At 60.3% G+C, this 17857-nt stretch carries 23 protein-coding genes; 13 read left to right on the forward strand and 10 right to left on the reverse strand.

Annotated elements, in window-relative coordinates:
- The first annotated feature begins 40 nt into the window (after positions 1-40).
- The 6 genes from P4U43_RS08025 to P4U43_RS08050 all read left to right on the forward strand — a co-directional run bounded on the left by P4U43_RS08025 (position 41) and on the right by P4U43_RS08050 (position 6155).
- Complete coding sequence (locus P4U43_RS08025) at positions 41-1213, forward strand: ATP-binding protein (RefSeq protein ID WP_277358257.1); 1173 nt, start codon at positions 41-43, stop codon at positions 1211-1213.
- A 223-nt stretch (positions 1214-1436) separates the two neighbouring features.
- Complete coding sequence (locus P4U43_RS08030) at positions 1437-2402, forward strand: SMODS domain-containing nucleotidyltransferase (RefSeq protein ID WP_277358258.1); 966 nt, start codon at positions 1437-1439, stop codon at positions 2400-2402.
- A complete protein-coding gene (locus P4U43_RS08035) occupies positions 2399-3016 on the forward strand; it encodes a ubiquitin-conjugating enzyme family protein (protein ID WP_277358259.1) in 618 nt (205 codons plus the stop codon). The genes P4U43_RS08030 and P4U43_RS08035 overlap by 4 nt, the downstream gene beginning before the upstream one ends.
- Complete coding sequence (locus P4U43_RS08040) at positions 3003-4301, forward strand: HesA/MoeB/ThiF family protein (RefSeq protein ID WP_277358260.1); 1299 nt, start codon at positions 3003-3005, stop codon at positions 4299-4301. The genes P4U43_RS08035 and P4U43_RS08040 overlap by 14 nt, the downstream gene beginning before the upstream one ends.
- Positions 4302-4324: 23 nt before the next feature.
- The gene (locus P4U43_RS08045; RefSeq protein WP_277358261.1) at positions 4325-4810 is read left to right on the forward strand and encodes a Mov34/MPN/PAD-1 family protein; all 486 of its coding nucleotides are present in this window, start codon (positions 4325-4327) and stop codon (positions 4808-4810) included.
- Positions 4811-4850: 40 nt separating this feature from the next.
- The gene (locus tag P4U43_RS08050) at positions 4851-6155 is read left to right on the forward strand and encodes an SAVED domain-containing protein (RefSeq protein WP_277358262.1); all 1305 of its coding nucleotides are present in this window, start codon (positions 4851-4853) and stop codon (positions 6153-6155) included.
- 222 nt (positions 6156-6377) lie between these two features.
- Here P4U43_RS08050 and P4U43_RS08055 read toward each other — a convergent pair whose 3' ends face one another.
- The 3 genes from P4U43_RS08055 to P4U43_RS08065 are packed head-to-tail and all read right to left on the reverse strand — an operon-like array spanning position 6378 to position 9140.
- On the reverse strand, positions 6378-7154 hold the full coding sequence (locus tag P4U43_RS08055; protein WP_277358263.1) for a hypothetical protein: 777 nt from the start codon (positions 7152-7154) through the stop codon (positions 6378-6380).
- Between the two features lie 21 nt (positions 7155-7175).
- Positions 7176-8708: a relaxase/mobilization nuclease domain-containing protein gene (locus P4U43_RS08060; protein WP_277358264.1), complete on the reverse strand. Its 1533-nt coding sequence runs from the start codon at positions 8706-8708 to the stop codon at positions 7176-7178.
- A gap of 36 nt (positions 8709-8744) precedes the next feature.
- A complete protein-coding gene (locus P4U43_RS08065) occupies positions 8745-9140 on the reverse strand; it encodes a MobC family plasmid mobilization relaxosome protein (protein ID WP_277358265.1) in 396 nt (131 codons plus the stop codon).
- 440 nt (positions 9141-9580) lie between these two features.
- Here P4U43_RS08065 and P4U43_RS08070 point away from each other — a divergent pair, with 440 nt between their 5' ends.
- Genes P4U43_RS08070 through P4U43_RS08080 form a run of 3 tightly spaced genes read left to right on the forward strand, consistent with a single transcriptional unit; the run spans position 9581 to position 10626 of the window.
- Positions 9581-9802, forward strand: coding sequence for a helix-turn-helix transcriptional regulator (locus P4U43_RS08070; protein WP_277358266.1), 222 nt, complete (start codon positions 9581-9583; stop codon positions 9800-9802).
- Between the two features lie 35 nt (positions 9803-9837).
- Positions 9838-10149, forward strand: a complete 312-nt coding sequence (locus tag P4U43_RS08075) for a hypothetical protein (RefSeq protein WP_277358267.1) — start codon at positions 9838-9840, stop codon at positions 10147-10149.
- Positions 10150-10176: 27 nt separating this feature from the next.
- Complete coding sequence (locus P4U43_RS08080; protein WP_277358268.1) at positions 10177-10626, forward strand: hypothetical protein; 450 nt, start codon at positions 10177-10179, stop codon at positions 10624-10626.
- Between the two features lie 13 nt (positions 10627-10639).
- Here the strand turns inward: P4U43_RS08080 and P4U43_RS08085 are convergent, their stop codons facing one another.
- From P4U43_RS08085 to P4U43_RS08115, 7 genes are all read right to left on the reverse strand, one after another.
- The gene (locus P4U43_RS08085) at positions 10640-10942 is read right to left on the reverse strand and encodes a hypothetical protein (RefSeq protein ID WP_277358269.1); all 303 of its coding nucleotides are present in this window, start codon (positions 10940-10942) and stop codon (positions 10640-10642) included.
- 228 nt (positions 10943-11170) lie between these two features.
- Positions 11171-11722, reverse strand: coding sequence for a phosphoribosyltransferase family protein (locus P4U43_RS08090; RefSeq protein ID WP_277358270.1), 552 nt, complete (start codon positions 11720-11722; stop codon positions 11171-11173).
- A 103-nt stretch (positions 11723-11825) separates the two neighbouring features.
- Positions 11826-12524 carry an HAAS signaling domain-containing protein gene (locus P4U43_RS08095; RefSeq protein WP_277358271.1) on the reverse strand — a complete coding sequence of 233 codons (699 nt, stop codon included), beginning with the start codon at positions 12522-12524 and terminating at the stop codon, positions 11826-11828.
- Positions 12521-12856, reverse strand: a complete 336-nt coding sequence (locus P4U43_RS08100) for a PadR family transcriptional regulator (protein ID WP_277358272.1) — start codon at positions 12854-12856, stop codon at positions 12521-12523. The genes P4U43_RS08095 and P4U43_RS08100 overlap by 4 nt, the downstream gene beginning before the upstream one ends.
- 151 nt (positions 12857-13007) lie before the next feature.
- The gene (locus P4U43_RS08105) at positions 13008-13289 is read right to left on the reverse strand and encodes a hypothetical protein (RefSeq protein ID WP_277358273.1); all 282 of its coding nucleotides are present in this window, start codon (positions 13287-13289) and stop codon (positions 13008-13010) included.
- A gap of 71 nt (positions 13290-13360) precedes the next feature.
- Positions 13361-13828 (reverse strand): hypothetical protein, encoded by a 468-nt coding sequence (locus P4U43_RS08110; protein WP_277358274.1) that lies wholly within the window; start codon positions 13826-13828, stop codon positions 13361-13363.
- A 171-nt stretch (positions 13829-13999) separates the two neighbouring features.
- Positions 14000-14440, reverse strand: coding sequence for a hypothetical protein (locus tag P4U43_RS08115; RefSeq protein ID WP_277358275.1), 441 nt, complete (start codon positions 14438-14440; stop codon positions 14000-14002).
- Positions 14441-15337: 897 nt separating this feature from the next.
- Here P4U43_RS08115 and P4U43_RS08120 point away from each other — a divergent pair.
- The 4 genes from P4U43_RS08120 (at position 15338) to P4U43_RS08135 (ending at position 17733) form a co-directional block, all read left to right on the forward strand.
- The gene (locus tag P4U43_RS08120; RefSeq protein ID WP_277358276.1) at positions 15338-15724 is read left to right on the forward strand and encodes a hypothetical protein; all 387 of its coding nucleotides are present in this window, start codon (positions 15338-15340) and stop codon (positions 15722-15724) included.
- A 127-nt stretch (positions 15725-15851) separates the two neighbouring features.
- A complete protein-coding gene (locus P4U43_RS08125; protein ID WP_277358277.1) occupies positions 15852-16217 on the forward strand; it encodes a hypothetical protein in 366 nt (121 codons plus the stop codon).
- Positions 16218-16469: 252 nt separating this feature from the next.
- Positions 16470-17393: a hypothetical protein gene (locus tag P4U43_RS08130; protein WP_277358278.1), complete on the forward strand. Its 924-nt coding sequence runs from the start codon at positions 16470-16472 to the stop codon at positions 17391-17393.
- A complete protein-coding gene (locus P4U43_RS08135; RefSeq protein ID WP_277358279.1) occupies positions 17383-17733 on the forward strand; it encodes a GntR family transcriptional regulator in 351 nt (116 codons plus the stop codon). The genes P4U43_RS08130 and P4U43_RS08135 overlap by 11 nt, the downstream gene beginning before the upstream one ends.
- Positions 17734-17857: the final 124 nt, after the last annotated feature.

The raw sequence follows: 17857 nt of genomic DNA on the forward strand, positions 1-17857 counted from the left end.
ACCGCTATCCAGATTCCTTTATATATGCTTATATAGTTGTATGGAAAGTGACCTCAACCCATACTCGCCTGGTTCGGGGCGTCGCCCCTTCGAGCTGGTCGGACGCAGAACCGAAATCGACGCATTCGACTTGTTAATCGCCAAGAGTAAGCAGCGTAGATCGGACCGTGGGATTGTGCTCCATGGTCTCCGCGGGGTCGGAAAGACGGTTCTACTGAACGAGTTTCGACGGCAGGCTGAGCGTGCGGACTTCATGACGGTATCTCTGGAGGGCCGTGATGCTGAAGGCGGACCGGCGGCTGTCAGAGCCAAACTGGCTCGTGGGCTCCTGCAAGCCGGCCGCAAAGCGAACCGTCGTGGCATTACTTCAACATTGCGTGAAGCCCTTGGCAGTATTGTTTCATTCTCGGCCAAGCTCGGAGTTACAGGAATCGACATAGGCGTCGATCTAGCGCGTGGCCGTGCCGACTCGGGATCGATCGAAGTCGACCTCGAGGAAATGGTCGAAGACCTGTCAGTTGCAATGGCCGAGCAGCGTCTCGCATTGATCTTCATCATTGACGAGATGCAGGATTTGGACGAAGCACTCCTTACCGCACTGCTGGGCACTCAACATATGGCAGGGCAGCGGGAGTGGCCTTTCTACATCGTCGGTGCCGGCCTACCTAACCTCCCCTCAGTTCTTGCTGAAGCCCGCTCGTACGCCGAACGCCTGTTCACCTACCGGCACATTGACGCGCTCCCCCACGAGGCTGCAGTTTCAGCTCTCGTCGCTCCAGCCGCCAGATACGGCGCAACCTATGAAGCTGAGGCCCGTGACCTGCTCCTCGAAGCGTCTGGCGGCTACCCCTACTTCATCCAGGAATACGGGCACGCCGCGTGGGAAACGGCACCAGAAAAGACGATCACCACACAAGACGCGGACATCGCCGTCACCATCGGGCGTGCGCAACTCGACCAAGGGTTCTTCCCATCCCGCTGGAAGCGTGCAACCAAAGGAGAACAAGAGTTTCTGCGGCTCATGGCCCTCGACGGTGACAAGGGATCCAGCACCGCTCAGCTAGCAGAACGTGTTGGCCGGAAACAAAGCTCAATGACCATGACCCGCGCTTCCCTCATCACCAAGGGCATCATTTACGCCCCAGCACATGGCAGAGTCGCGTTCACAGTGCCCGGCATGGCCGATTACATACAGCGCCAACATCGGATTTAGAACACGGGCGGGGTTAGAAGAATGGCGGGCAAGCGAGCGCGTAGTGCAATCACCGGACGGTTCGTGAACCAGGCCACGGTCAAGCTTCAACCGAAAACCACGACCAACGAAAGAACCCAGCACGACCCGCAAGAAGAAGTAGGCAACGAGCTATGGTCCGGACAGCAATGTCAGTGGCGGGGGCTACGGTAAGCGAACAGACGAACCAATCAGGAGAACGATCATGAACGTGACTGACGCCTTCAAAGACTTCCAGGACGTTGTGAACGCGGACATCACACACGTTCGCGAAGCCCGCGCTCGACGCGACCTCTTCAAGGGTGCCTTCGGCGCCGAGAACGATGTGAAGGAAGTCGTCGCGTCCGGATCGTTCGCGCGAGGGACCCATAAGGACCCGATCCACGATGTCGACGTGATCGTCGTCTTCGACCAGAACGAGCATTCCGAATGGGGAAAACCAGGAAGCTCCGCAGCTGATGCTCTCGATTACACGCGCGAACAAGTCAACACCTTGCTCGGGGCGACAAACGGTACCTACGACCATGCCGTCCGACTGGCGCGTTGGCGCAACCATGCAGTCAAATGCTTCCTGGACGACCCCGACGATCCTGACGCATTCACAGTCGATGCCATGCCGGCGCTGAGACGCGATGGGAAGCTACTCATTCCTGAAGCACTATCGAAAGACTGGGTCGCTTGCGACCCAGAGTTCTTGATCGCTGAAGTAGCGGATCGGCACGCCGAATGGGACAGGTTCGCTGGCAGCATTCGGATGCTCAAGTGGTGGGCCGCCGAACAAGACACCAAAATCAAGTCTCTCGTCATGGAGGTCCTCGCGCTCGACTTCTTGCCGACGGACGTAAATCAGCCAGCTGCGATCAAGCAGTTCTTCGTCAGCGCTTGCTACCACATCGAGGGTGGAAACGAAGTTGTCGATCCCGCCGGACTGTGCGGACCGATCCAGCCCGACATTGACTACAGCGAGTTCGCCAGTTCACTCAGGTTCGCACGAGACAACGCCATTAAGGCGTTCCAAGCACAGGCGAACAACAACACTGCCGCCGCAATCAAGCACTGGCGTGAAGTGTTTGGGGACGACTTCCCGAAGCCTCCTGCCTCTACTGGCAACCCGGCGCCTGCGGTCGTGCCAGCAGCACCCCGCCCCGTGAAGGACACTCCGCAAGGATGACTCGCCCGACAGGACCGGCTCGCGGCGCTGAACCTGCGGCGCTTAGTCCCGTGCTTTGGACTGAGCGCGAACCTGTGCGACTGGCCCGCGATCAAGATGAGGTTCGCGCATTCGCGCCGTTGCTCGAATACAAGAGCCCAGCAGATGAGGATGGTTTGCCACATGGCGGATGGGTAGGTGAGCTTCCCCGTTGGCCGTTTGAGCGGCCCCAACCAGAGGCTCTCGAGGGGCTGCTCGGGGCTCAGGGGCTGAGGGTTCTCGTCGCCTACTCGGCCGCACACCCGATGGTGCCGCCAACCATCTATTCCATCGATCCGGAGCCGTCGGTCTGGGAGCAGACACAGTCTGCGTGGCACGTAGCACCAGGTGGATCGCTATGTTTACTCCAGAGCGACGGCGGCTGGCAGCCCGAAGCAAGCATAACCGAGCTTCTGGCGAAGGCCTCGGGATGGCGAATCGAGTACGCCCTAATGAAAGCTGGAGTCATCGACCGGATGTCGGTCAATGGCATCGTCTCCGATCCGTCATATGACCATCTGATCGAAGACGCCGTGCAGCAGATAACTGTAACAACGGAATCAGCCGACGAGGACGACACCAATGTCTCTCAATGATCCCTTCATCATGATGCCGGGAGATGCGGTCGCCAAGATTGCAGGCTCCGCGCTATCGGGCGGATCACTAGTGCTTCGCCTTGCTTCCGCGGATGACTTGTACGTGGTCCGAGCCGTGGAAACCGCCAAGGACACCCGTCTGCCAGTCGAAGTTCCTCGCGAGTATGCCGCGCTTCGTTCAGGTGACCCCAGTCGTGCGGCCCAATGGATCAGGGTGGCGCCGAACGATGCCCACGTTCATCACCTCTTGTTGTCCAGGCGTCCCGGCACCGCTATCGAATTCAAGGATTTTAAGGAGCTCGTGCCTGGAGTTTCCGATCCCGGCCGCAACTTGGGCGTCGTCGTCACGCACGACCCTGAACTTCCGCCGGAACTGCTCGAGGTAGGTGCTTCGAAGTTCGCAGGATGGGCTGTCCGGCGTAGCGGCGTGCAACCGCTCCATATCGCAATCGAGCCGGAAACCGTCGGGTTGAATCAGCTGGCCGGCAGGTGGCCGATCGAACAGCTCGCCACCAATAGCGTCATGGTCGTAGGGTGCGGCAGCATTGGGAGCTCAGCAGCCGAGGCACTCGCAGGATACGGGGTCGGCCGTGTGGAACTTGTCGATCCAGATCGGTTCCTCTGGCACAATATGCTTCGCCACACCCTCGGAGCTGAAAGCGTGGGCAGACACAAGGTAGCGGCAATGAAGGACCACCTTGCCCAGCATTGGCCGCAGCAGACAGTAGTCCCCCACCGACTCGACGTAGTTGCCGATGCACACTACATACGCCCCATCGTCGACCGCGTTGATCTAGTGCTCTGTGCCGCAGATGGCATCGCGCCAAGGCGCGTCGTCAGCCACCTCTCACGGCGTGCAAGGAAACCTGCGATCTTGGCCTGCGTGCTCGACAATGGCTCAATCGGCGAAGTCATCAGGCTGCGTCCCACACCCAGATTCGGGTGCCTCCTCTGTCTACGACAACACCTAGGGAATCAGAAAGCGATGGACGCTGAGGCAGATCAAGAACTGGATTACGGCACCGGAAACGTCCATCAGCCGATGACTGCAGTGCCGCCTGATCTCCGGTACGTCGGCACTTTCGCTGCAAAGTTGGCAGTCGCGACGTTGCTGGAATCGCTCCATGGCGATCACACCCAACAAATCCCCGGTGAACACGCCATCATTGGTCTGCGACCAGCAGGTGACCTCGCGGCCCCCTTCGACCTCGGCCAAGCCGGAGACGTTCGCTGGGCGTCCATCCCTGAGCCAAGCGCATCGTGTGCAACCTGCTCGGCAGAATGAAATCTCAAGGAGGAGTGTCTGATGTGACGATTACTGACGTCGCACTGACCGCGATCGCGCGGGAAGCGTTGCGATCCGTTGATGGGCTCGAAACCGGAGGCATCCTGCTCGGGGCTGACACGGCTAATGGGATTGTCATTCAGCACGCCGGCGATGCCGGACCCAACGCCAAGCGCGCGGAACGCACCTTCCTACGCGATCTCGACCATGCCCGGCGTATAGCGCAATCCGCCTGGGTGGAAGACGGCAGTCAGTGGATAGGCGAATGGCATACCCATCCAGCGGGAGAACTTTCCCCGAGCGACGTTGATCTCCACTCCTACATGCAGCACCTGCACGACGTCGACCTAGGGTTCAACCGATTCGTCGCCATCATTGCCGGGTTCGATTCATCGGCCCGTGTGATCGTTACAACCTGGCTCATCGAACGAGACCGAATCCAACCAGTCCCGCTCAAGAAACTGACCGTCGGCTCTCCTAGAGAAGAATCTCCACCACTGAAACCGTGAGCCACCCACACCCCACGGCCCAAGAGCACAAGGAAGCACCATGACAAACAGTTCCACAGTCCCTGACCCGGCAGACCCCGTATTCATCTCCTACCGGCAGAAGGACGGAACGGACGTTGCTGCGGAACTCGCTTGGCTCTTCCGGGCCGCCGGAATCCCAGTTTGGCGAGACCGAGATGATTTACCACCAGGCGACACCGAGGCTCGGCTCAAGCAAGCGATCGCTGCTGGAATCTCAGGCGGTGTCCTGGTAACGACACCGGACGTGGAGAACAGCAGAGTTGTGAAGACACTGGAAGCACCGCGTCTCATCGAGCTACACGACAAATACGAGGTGTTCGCGCTCGGCATCGCAAACTCGGTGAAAACAAAGGATGGCGGGACAGACTACGGAGCACCCGACCGGCTCCTAGAACTCCGCCCTGGAACGTTGATCGGCGTTGACCAGCACTCCGCTGAGCGCGACGGCCTGCTCGTATTGATCCGCGGGCTGGTATGGCACCGAATCGCATCTCTCCGAGAGCGGATTCAAGACACCGACCAGACGTTCCACCTCAGCCTCCAGACGAGGAACACGCCACAGGTGTATGACCGGACCGGCGACGAACTCGACATCCGCCTCAGGCCATCGGGCCACGAACGGCTCCCCAGCGCCGAAGGACTCCGAGACCTCAAAGACACCGTCGGCTTCCTCCCGGATGCGGTGACCCGCTCAGGCGCACACCGCCTTCGCGTCCGCGGAGGGGCCCATTTGTCCGTGGCTTTCGCAGTCGGGGCAGCACTCCCATCGTCCCGAATCGGACACATGGATGTGATCGACCAACAGGGAATTACCTGGGCAAGCGACGGCGAAGCGCAGTTCACCGCGCAACCCCAAGTACAAGTCGCAGATGAAGGAAGCAATCCCTCTGCGATAACAGCCGGCCGGCCCTCCGTCGCGATGTATGTCGACCTCCTCCCCCAACGCAGCGACACCGCGTTCGCCCGATATGTCGAAGACAACTCACCGTTTCTCGTGGCTTGGCGGCATCTAAGGAGTGTGACCGGAGAACTCCTCGACCCCTCTAACGCCGGCCTGATCGCGGCCGACATAGCCGCTCACATCCGCGCCCTATCAAACGAGAGCTCCAACGCCGAGGTACACCTCCTGCTGCGCTGCCCATTCCCGCTCGCGCTTCTCATTGGGCGGCTAACCAACACACTTCGGTTTGTAGTTCATGAGTGGGACGATTCAGAGCCCACCGAACGGGACGATTACCGCGCACGGTACGTTCCTACCCTTCGGGTACGGGCCTCAGCTAGCGCAGGCGCGATTGAAGAAGTACTTGTCCCGGAACGCTCCTGATTCTAAGGGCGCTCCGTCCTGTCATTAGCGACACAGTGTTTAGACCCCACGTTTCTGCAGGTCGCTCATATGAGTGAGCCACCTGCTCCTCGCCACCGCACAGGTAGCCAGTGATCACAAACGCTGGAATCGAGAACTTGGACTGGTGATATCGCTGGTTCGGACATTAACCTTCTGGTCGACGGCTCCAAAAGATAACCCTTGACCGAACAATCAATGTAGTTAGCGGGAGCGCTCAGCACGAACTTTTTGCTGCCGCACGGTGCCAGCGCCGCGCTTCGCCGGATTCCTCACCTTCCTCGGTTCCCCTTCCACTGCTGCGCTGGGCGGGGTCGCTTGGTCGCGGTCAGCGAGAATGCGGGCTCGGATGGTTTCGCTGTCTGCCTTGCCGTCTAGGGAGGCGGCGAAGGACTGTCTGCGCTCTTCGCTGTCGTAGAGAGGTTCGGCTTCTCGGGCCGCGTTGTTCTCAGATTCAACCGCGGTCTCCCGGTTCCGGTCCTCACGCTCTGACGCGCCGATCACGGCGGCGGCTTCGGCTCCGTTTCGTTCTCCTGCGCTACGCTGCCGGTCAGCTTCCGCCCGGTCTCTTTCGGCCTGTGCCAGTGCCTCGCTGACGGCACGATCGTGAGCGCCTGGGTTATCGGCGTCCACGCCGTAGCGTTCCTTCACTTCACGTCGGATGCGCTCGGCGGCTTCCTGCGCGGCGGGATCGAACTGCTTCCACGCTGTGGCGGTCTCGTGGACTCGTTCAATGTCCTGCGGGCGGGCCTGGTCCCACCATCGATCTTCTGCCGTGGGTGCGAGCTGCGCTTGTGCCGCCTTCCGCTGGGACTCATACCGGACCTGTAGTTCTCGGGCCCGTTGTTCATCGGCTGCTTGCTGTTCGCGTAGCGACTGCTCGCGCATGCGGGCCAGCTGCTCTCCGAGTCTGGCTGCAACGGCTATGCCGGTGCGCGAGAGTCCTTCAATGGCTTCGTCTACTCCGTCTGATTCACTCATTCGCTCATCCCCTTCATCTGGTTATCGATCGATGCCGCGGTCAGTGTTCGGTGTCGCCAGCGTGGGCTTCCGGGCCGGCTCGATCTTCGGCGGAAGGACTGACCCGCCAGTGCGTGGTGCTCCGTGGTCTCTTCCGGCTAAGGCCAGCGCTGCGGCAGTTTCCGCGTCAACAGCAGCTCTCTGTACGTTCGCCGGCTGCTTTTGGTTGAGCGCTCCTGCCACGGTCGCCAGTCGCTCCCGGACGACGGTGTTGATTTGCTGCGCGGCCCTGACGTCCCCGGCTGCTTTGTGCATGTCGTGGATCGACTTCGCAAGGTTAGCCAGCTGCACCAGCATCAAAGCCTGTGCCGCGCCTTGGTTCCTGCTCGTCGCGGTCAGGAGGATCTTCGCCGCACCCATCGCTGATGGTCCTACTGTGCGCTGTGGGCGTACCGGGTACCGGCGTAGTTGGGCTGTCTTTGAGAGGCGGTCAGCGGTCGCTGCCAGCGCGCCCGGGGCGGCTTCGACGCTGTTGGACCAGGCCGCAAATGCGCCCGAAGTTTCGCGGGCAACTTGCGCCCACGTCGCGTGATCATCGACCGGTACGGAGGCCAGAGACTTGTTCAGTTCGGAGAGTTCGTCACTGTACTTTTGCCACAGTTCCGCACTCGGTGTAGCTGTCTCCCTGCCCGGCGCGACGACGCGCTTGTTGCGCGACGCCGCGATCCACTCGTTGACAGCTTCGGTGGCATTCTCGGGTGTGCTCGTCCAGCCTTCCCGCAGCTTCGGCAGGGCCAGATCCCTACCCAGTGAGTTACCGCCGTACCAAATGGCCCGCTCTCCCCTACCGGGCCGTACCGCCGCCGAGTAGCCGGTCACGACGTCGTTGCGGCCGGCGGCGAAACGTGGACGGACCAACAGTCCTTCCTGCCTGGCCCTGCGCACGAACTCGGCTTCATCAACGGACGCCACAGCGCACGCGCGTATGGTCCTCGCAACGGTGTGCCGTTCGACTTCTGGCTTGCCCTGACGGCGTGCTTTCTCCTGCTCAGCGGGGGTGAATCCGCGTTCGGCCCGCAGGTCACCCAGCTCGTTCAGGCCGTACTTTCGCTCCAGCTCACGTGAGATCTGCTGGGACTTGTACTTGCTCTTCCAGGCGTTCCACTTGGTCCCGTCGTCGCGGACCATTGAAGCAATGATGTGGATGTGGTCGTTGCCGTTCTTGCTGACGCCGTGGCGCACGGCCGCCCACCGGCAGGGTGCCTTACCGCTGTCCTCGGTGAAGCCCATGGCGCTCATGTAGTCGTTGGCGATATCGCCCCACTGCTGGTCAGTGAGTTTCCCCTCCTCGGCCCTCAAACTCAGCGAGCAGTGGAAGACGTGTCCGCCGTCCACATCCGTGCCGTAGAACTGCTTGGCACGGTCAAGGGAGTTGGCGATATCCAGGGCAGCGTCCCGGTTCAACTCGTTATCGTCATGCCACGCCATGATCGACGCGTCACCGGCGACCAGGTGTGGTTCCTCGTGCTCGTTGGCACGGCCCGGACCCGCCAGGTACACCATCAGACCGCTCATACGGTCACCCTGCGTGATGTTCGGAATCATCGCGTCCTAACGCCCTGCCATATCGGCGAGCAACCGGTCAACCCGGCGGATCACATTCTTTGCATCCGTGATCGCAGCAGCAGCATCGGAGGGAATCTCACTGGTCGTGTTCGCGTGGCGCGCGATCTGGTTAATGTTGTTCGCGACCGTACCCACCAGGCGGGCAAGATTCGAAAGCTCCATGAACTGATCCCTCCGCTCCGAAGGAGTCTCGGCGCCCTCGCTCAGCGCCGACTCGACCATCAATCGCACCACGGTCACACGGTGCCTTTCGGCGACCTGCAAGAGCCGTGCTTCTTCCTCCGGCGTGACCTTCACGACGTGACGGTGCATCCTGCCACCCTCAATGTTGGCGCGGCGGCGGCGCGACTTCCACCCGGCAATGCTGTTGCTCTCGCTCATCCGTTCCCCCGTCCTTCAGATGCCAGCGCAGCGAACCCGGCTTATCCGGGGACTACACACTGCCCAGTGTGCCGGACTCGACCCGACAAGTCGAGCCGCAACGAACTTAGGACACCTAAGTTACCAGCTTGCTCCGCGTAACGGTATTTCTGCCCCCAAACGGCGGTCCGTGCCGGGCTGGGGTGTAAAAGTCCTTGGAGCGCTCCGCGCCTGAATTTGACCGACCGGCTACGCCGTTCCGTTTCGGCTGGTGAATGTACTGTCCGCCCTTCTCTTGGCAAATCTCCACTGGCAGCTTTCGCGGCATATCCTCAGTCGCTTCGCTCCCTCCGGTATTCCACGATCCCCCAGCTCCAACTTGCCAATTCACTTCGCGGCCAAGTGATGACGGCGTTGCCGAAAGGAACGGTGGCAGAGATTCAACCAAGGAGGACGAAGCAATGGCTCTCATCTCGCCTAAGAGCGTGGAACGTATGTACGGTGTCAGCACCGCTGACCTGGCGCGGTGGCGGCAGTCCGGTGAGGGGCCTGAGTATTACCGAATCTCCGCCCGTTTGGTCCGGTACGGAACCGACGACCTGGACGAATGGTTCACCGACCCGGTTAACGCCCATCTACACCACTTCCCTGTGCACGAAGGAACACTCCTATGCCCGGCATAGCGAACGACTAGGAACGACATAGATAGGGTTGAACCATGGGAAACATCAGCATCGAACAAACACAACAGCAAGCACGCGCACTCCTCGACTCACGCATCGAATCCATCACCGCCTTGGTCAAAGCCAGACAGCGCGTAGCAGACCTCAAAGAACAACTCGTCGAAGCCGAGCGCGAAGACAAGCGCGCCTACGTGCGCGCGGCCAAAGACGGTTGGAGCGTAGAGGAACTGAAGAAACTCGGTCTTGAGAACGCGACCGCCGGTCGCCGCCGTACAGCCAACCGTAAGTCATCGCAGAGCACTCCCCAGGAGCACCAAGACGACGCTGCGGACAGCGCTCACATCTAACGTCGATAAGGCATCAGGAGAGGCTACATGGGCAACTGGAAACGCAACGACAACCAACCAGTCAGCCCGCTCTGGCTAGAACGGACGAACCAGAAGTACGGGGAGGCCGACTGGTCCAACTTCTTTGGCGGACTCATGTATCCATCGAACAGACACCCAGTCATCCAATGGATCGAGCAGGACACCGGAGCCGGCCTCATCCTTGGCCAAGGCAGCGAGCCATGGGAACCCGTCCAGTCTCTGGAAGTGCTCTACGCTCCCCCTCACGCTGGGGTTTGGCGCATGCCCCTCTACAACAACGACTGGTACCCCGAAGGACACAAAGACGCTCAGCGGAGCTCCTACGAGCAAACCTTCGAACGAGTCATGCAACAGGTCACCGAATTCCTCACCATAGAAGCCATGTTCCTGGACATGTTCTACCCCAGCACAGAACTCGACTACCTCCAGCGTCTACCCTCCGGCCCCTATGGGTAGTAACCGGGACTTCTCACGACTGTAAGCGCGGGGCCTGCTTCAACATTTCTCCGCTGAACTCGATCCACCACACTTCAATCTTCGCAAGGTCTAGCGACCCCCTGGTTTGTTCGTACAGCTCAAGGTAGTAAGGAATCACCGGAAGCACGATGACGTTGGCCCACTCCGGCTCGCCACTCCGCAGCTTCATTGCTGCAAGTATTGCCTTGGCGTACCAGGTTCCTGCTTGGTTCTTGGGGTTCGCTTTCTTCGTCTCCCCGGCTCGCTTTGGGTCCGCGTAACCAACCGTTGGGTAACCCTTGACTTCCGCCCCCATGACTTGTCCACCCCGATCCGCGATGACATCGATACCGCGCTCCCTCTTCGCAGTATCTTTGGCAGACAGTATCCGCCAACCCCGAGCCTGGAGCGCTACCACCAAAGCCTTCTGGACGTTAGCTTCCGTGTACCAGGGCACTGGGCGGTCCAGCGATGCGCCGTTCACCCCAGCCGCATTCGTGCTGCGATAGTTGATCCCTCACCGGACAGAACCTGCCTCATCGGATTAGAGCTCTCGAACGTTGAGCATCGATCTGAGCTGGAGCTTCCGTCGTATAGAGGTTCTCTCGAGGCCGTCGACGACGACCGCAGCGCCGATCCAGGCCGCACCACTCATCTCGACGAGCGAATGGCACGCTTCTGCCTGGGCACCGGTGGCGATCCAGTCATCCACGAAGAGGACCCTGTCCCCAGCCTTCAACAATGAGCGGCGCAACCCGAGTCGCAAGCTTCGGTTGAGGTAATCAGGTCCAGTCGACGTCTCCCACCAAGCATCGCTGTCGGCCGCCCGCCCAGGATCCTTCCGTACTTCGGCGAAACCGATACCTAGATGCTGCGCCGTCAGGACGCCGAGCAAGCTTCCATGAGACTCGGTACCCATGACGACGGTCGGTGTCGAATCTGCGAAGAGCGCCGCTAGAGCCGGACCGAGCGACAAGAGTGTGTCTGGACTCCGCCACCATCCGGTGACATCAGCTCTAAAGTCTGGATCGGTCCGGTCCCCTCGCCATCGAAAAGACTGACGAAGACGATCCCGCACATCAGATTCCTTCCTCATGCATTCATCCTCGCAACACGGCCGGAACTAGCCACGCAAGACCGCGAGGCCGTGTCGCTCAACAATCCCTCAACGGGCGTGTCCGTTGAGGGCGGCTGGCTACTTAGGCGCCTGCTGGTTGTTGGCGAAATGCACGTCGCTCTCGGGGTGTGATCGGGATAGTTGCGGCTATGACCGCTGCTATGGCTGCGGGGAGGATGAACCATCCGACAATCCATATTGTGGTGGTAATCGCCAGGATGGTCATGATGCCGGCGACGCAAGCAGTGGTTAATGGCATTCTGCGTCCCCGTACGAAGGGCGGTACGGCCGTTAGGAGAAGTGCGGCGATGAGTGTTACCGCGATTTTGGGGTCCATACTGAACAGCACGAGCTGCGTGGTTGTGTTGATAACTTCACCGGTGTCTGGATCAATGGTGGAGCCGACATACCCCGTGCGCAGCGAGATGATTGCTGCGGCCAGGAGCGCCAGGGCGAAACTGATGATCTGCGCTGTGCGCTTTGCAGTCATATAGTCCTTGATACCCGGACGTTGCGGTGGAGCGGTCGATTGCACCTGGGCCGGCTTGATGTCGGGGCGTCGCCGTGGAATCTCCTCGAGCACCGGGTCTGCGACGTCCGTCGGCGGGCCCAAGCGCGTCAGTACGTCGTCAACGGCTTCTCCGCGTGCAAGCGCCTCAGCGATGTGGGAGCGCAAGCCATCCATAATCTCAGCCGTTTGCTCCGCTGATGCGCGCCGGAGAGTTTGCTCGGCTGCGGCGAGCCAGGATACTGCTTCGGCGGGAAGTTCGTTGTGCGTCACGATGGTCTCCTGAGGGTGCGATCTACTGCGTTCCGAAGAGGGATCCACGAGTTCTCGAACACTTCGAGAGCGTCGCGACCTGCTGGGGTGAGGGTGTAGTACTTGCGGGGTCGTCCTGCGTCCGATTCCTGCCATTCGCTTTCCGCGAGCCCGGAGGTCAACAAGCGTGCGAGGAGCGGATATAGGGTGCTCTCTCCCGCGATCAGGCCGTCAGCTTCGAGGCGGCGGGCCATGTCCAGCCCGTAGGTGGGGCCGTCGCGCAGTATTGCGAGGGCACAGAACTCAACTAGTCCTCTGCGAAGACTCGTGAGTACACGTTCGGAAGTTACCATGTAACGCATGGTACAACGCGACACAAGGTATAGAACAGGGTGGCGTAGTCACCGTCGGATAACTGTAGGGAGTCCTTTCCGATCCCTCACCGCTCCTCCTGCAGGTCTAGGTGACATGTACGCATCCGTTCTGAACCGGAGCGACCCGAAGCTAGATGTTTCGATCTGAGTCGTCGTACGTCGAGGAGCGTTTGCCTGGTTTTAGGTCACGACTTTCGGTGGGTTTGAAGCCATAGAGTTCGGACTGGACTCCGCCTGATTTGAAGACCGGTCCGAGTACTTCCCCCTTGACCTCGTTCTTCCCGCGGCGCGTCAGAACGATGATCAGTTTGACTAGAATGCCGGCGACGATGATCAGAAGTATCGCGAATCCGATTACTCCTCCGATCGTCGGCGAATCGGACGATGCGGCGGCCAATGTCCTGCCAATCATATTGATCCCCCTCACGAGTTATGCGCCGTGAGCCAAGTACCCGCAGAAGAACGGGCCACCCTTGTACGCCTTCACTTTTCGCCCCCGTGCGCAGTGGCACCCGTTCGCATCCCTTGCTCCGTGTCGGCTGCTGTCCTAAGCCTCACAATGACGAACCACGCACAGGGAAAGAGCAACGGCACAGTAAGGTTCATCGGCCCGAGGCGGCCGACGGAGAAATCCGTCGCGGCGATCGCGACACCCAGGGTTGATGCGATCGCGAATACACCGAGGAAATCCAGCAAGGGCGTCGGCTTGGTCGATCTCAGCGCGAGAATGAAAGAGACGACCCCAATAACCGATCCAAAAGCCCACCAGTAGAGGAAGAGCTGTCCGAGTCCTTCGGAGCCGGCGAAGTCATCTCGACCAAAATTCTGCCAGGTTAGGTGAACAGCGACGGCTACAAGCGCAGCAACCCCTCCGATTGTTCCAATGAAATGAATCCGGCGGCTGAAAGCTCTGGAGCCGCTTCTCTGTGCAGGCTGCGAAGTGTCCGTCATTGAAGTCCCCCGTCTCAACGTGGCGTTCTACCACCTTGCACACAGAGACGCCGACATGTAACCCCTCGAGACCCCATGACTGCATTCAGTTGTGCAACTGTTACCGGCGCTGTGCTGCTTGGATGAAACGCAACAACAAGAGCAGTCACATGGTGGCATTCAGCGGCTCCCTCAACGGTCGCTACTCGAGCTCGTCTTGATCTTCCGTAGGGGGCGGGTGAAATAGACGGCAGCCAAGGCAGCAGCCGGGAGAAACAACACCCAGGCGACCTCTGGGATAGGCGCGTCGAACGGTGAAGATCCCACAAGCAGTCCGACGGCTACTACCGGTCCGAGCACTGCTCCGAGTACGGCAGCAGGGATTCGCAGTCTTGATGCCTTGACCGAAACTAGATTGTGGAGCCCGACAGCGGGTGCTGCCGCGGCGGCTGTGACCGGGATACCGACTGCGAATGCGATGCCGGCGTGCGTGATCACGGTGAGTATGTGTGGAAAGGCCGATGTGAATGATCCCGTGATGTGCAGGACAAGACTGGTAGCGGCACCGACCATGCCCCCGAAAATGACCATCCTAAAGAAGGCATTGGCCAGCGGCGTCGATCGATCCCCCATATCGGGAGCATACAGACATTCATCCCGAACGATCCCTCACCGCATGCTTTCCTGTGCTGGTCCAGAGCAACAGGGCGATGGCGATGACCGATCTGCCCTACGTGCGGGCGGCACTGCTAACGCTTCGGAAGAGATCTAGTGGTCATTGGTGTCCCGAGGAATCCGTCTGGGCCTACCAAGGTCGCAACACGGTCATCGAGGACGATTTCCGCGACCGACAAGAAGTCGAGACTTCCGATTCGACAATCGATCTTCTCTCCATCTACACGGAGTACGGAGTCCCGTAGCCGGATTCCGGCGGTGCGGCGGGCGAACAGATCTAACCGTTGAGGCAGTTCGTGCGATGACTGTTCTGTAGGAAGGATTTGGCTCACGCAAGCAGTTACTAGGTGTTGGTAAAGGGCGGTGCCCGAGTCAATGACGTCCCGAACGACACCTCCATTCTTAAAGGTTCGGATAGAGGTTCTTACTTGTAGGTCTGTGCGCAAAGAGTCCAGGTAGGACACCTCCGAGACGTCTGTCGGGTCGGTGTCGGTGCCTTCCCAGTTGATTCGGTCGAGCAGGAATCGGTTGTTGGGTAGGAGACTCAGCAGCGGGGTGCCGAACTCCTTGAATCGTTCCTTATTGCTGCGTAGCCCCAATAAGCTCACCAGCTAGCCCCCCCTAGATGTAGCAGCCGGTCACTTCCGGCTGTTCAAAGAAGCTACTAGCTGAGGTTCGAGGCGGCTAGGTACGAGCAGAACCGTGATTCATCCGTGACTGCCGAGACCTATCGCCATCCCTCATCGTTCTGCGACGTCATCTCGAAAACGAATATGTTAGGTTCAGCGCATGCATGGCCCCAAAGAGGATAGGACGCGAGAGGGCGCTGTGACGTACTCAGCGCAGTATCGCCCAATGGAGGAGGTCTCGAACCTGCTGCGTTATGTGACTGAGCGTGGGGGCTACGGTCAGCTGTCGGACAGATGCGCGCGCGAAGGGGAACCAATTGAGCTCAGTTACGAGGGGATCGCCCGGATAGAAGACCTGCTTGCCAGCCTCCCCGATTCGGAAGCTTCGGCCCTGGGCGAGGAGGTTTCCAGGTATCTGGGCGACGTTCTTTGTGCTACGACGCCAGGTGTCAGATGGGAGCTGGCCGATGAGACGGCACGCATCCAGATCTCGGCGAGAGAGTGGTGGGATGTGGACTGGTATGTATCGGAGAATATCGCCGGCCCCAACGTCGCGTTCCTATCGGCAGCGATAGAGGAAATGCAGCGCCGCGCATCACTGAATGAACCATAGCCATCCATTCCGGCGGCCACTAGTTGGATCCTCAACCGCACTTTTTCGGACGGCGAAGGAAGGCGATGACCGGCTGGATCAGGGTCGTAATTATGCGGAAGACATGGCGCTGCGTACTCTCTCCAGAATGACTGCGGGCCTGCTGCTGGCCATCGGGGCAATGCTTTCGGTCAGTGCACTCTTCGATGCTTACGCCGGCCACCCTGGAGATACCGCGGAATACCTTTGCGTCGTGGATCATCCACTGCCGGATGGGGTTGAGTTGCCGATCAATGAGTACAACGAAGGTTCCCGGGTTGAGGGCCGGTGGACCCTTTGGCCTCTGGGACGGGAATGTACATGGCACTCAACGGTCTCCGACGGGACGTTGACTTATCAGGTAGGCGGTTGGGAACCGACGTGGCAAATAGTCGGGGGCACGTTGGCAATGGGATTTGGCACCTTCATCGCTCTCGCTCTGCGCCGCTCCGCCACCTACACTCGTTCGCCCTGACCCAAGGCATCAGATGGACTCCGTTGCCGCGTGCAGATCGTCGACCATCCCTCACCGCACATACAGATCTAGGTGAACTACACACACGGCTGAGCCGGAGCGGCCCGCCAAGGTGGACACTCGTCGTCAGACGTTGAGGTGCGGGTTGAGTTTAGATTGGGGCCAAATTGATGGGACCGCCCCTTGCGTGTGTACCAATTGATTGACACACTGACTGTATTGTCCACTTGATACAGAGCGTGAGGTCCGTCGATGCCCATTCTTTTGATGCTCGCGCCGGTCGTGATCGGTGTTGTGGTCGCGATGCTCGTGATTCGATTGTGGCCGCGACCGGTTCCGAACCTTCCGCGGCGGGTGACCACCTTGGCCGTAGTGGGGATTGGTCTCGCTCTTGTGATTGAGTTCGTGGTCTTGGTCAGTGGTAGTTGGCCGTTCCAGTCGATCGGGCACGCGGCGCCATTCGAGTGGTTGTCCGGCATCCCGGGTAGGTGGCAGTTCGTGGCACCGTTGCTTGGCGGCGTGGTCGCATCGGTCCTGCTGAGCGTGCCCGCACCCGCCCAGGCTCGGCGGGACGGCGCCGCGCTTGCCCGTCGCACACCGTTTACGTTCGTGACTTTCCCGTGGTTGATAACGACTGCTGTTCTCGTAGCGGTCGCGATCCTGCTGGCGGTAGCGGGCGGCTTGGCATCGCAACCGGGTGAGGATGGTCATTACACGATGTGGATGCAGGATGCCGGATTGGGCGACGTGGGCAGGCTCATTTACGGCTGGGCTTTTTCCGGGCCGAGCCTGGTGCTGTTGCTGCTCCTGGCAATCACGACCCTCGTCGGGTTGGCGCTTATTGCACGGCCGCCGCTTGCTGACTCTACCGAGGAAGACGTGGCGATCCGCCGGGCTCGGAGCCACACCCTCCTCGCCGCAACTTGTGGCGCTGCCCTGATCCATGTGGGAGCGGTCCTCATCTTCTTCGCCTACACAGCGAACCTGAGCACTGGGGTTCCGGTGGGTGAGGCGCTGGTGCCGGTGTACCCGCCGTTCGCGGTCCTTGCGCCGGTCTTCCTCGGACTAGGGATCGGAGCGATCATCGTCGGCTTCGTGCTCTGGTTCCGGCTCCTCATCGAGCAACTGACCGCGGCGAGCCGCGCACGGGAAGACAACGCGACACATGCGCATTGAGCTGACTGGGTCGACCCCACCAGCGGACCAGATCGCGGACCAGCTGCGAGGGCTGATCGCCTCCGGTCTCCTGGCGGCGGATGACCGGCTGCCCTCCGTCCGTCAACTCGCACGCGACTTGTCAGTCGCGCCCGGCACCGTCGCGAAGGCATACCGAACGCTGGAAGCCGACGGCTTCTTGACCGCGAAACCCGGTGGAAGCACCCGTGTCAGCGCATCCGCTGCCACGACCAAGCGGAAGGTCCTCGACGCCGCGCGAGCGTTCTTAGCGACGTGCTCGGAGGCCGACGTCACGTTCGAGGATGCGATCCGAATACTCCGTGCCACCAGGGAAAGCTAGCTCGACCCTGCGACCACCCCTTTGCTTTCCCATCTACCAGCGGAGGTGGCAGCCGGCGGGTCTCACTTCACCGTGGGCGGCCTCGGTAGATGAAAGGATTTAAATTCGAGTCGCTGAGCTCGCC

The organism is Arthrobacter vasquezii, from assembly GCF_029455255.1.
Taxonomy (GTDB): domain Bacteria; phylum Actinomycetota; class Actinomycetes; order Actinomycetales; family Micrococcaceae; genus Arthrobacter_D; species Arthrobacter_D parietis.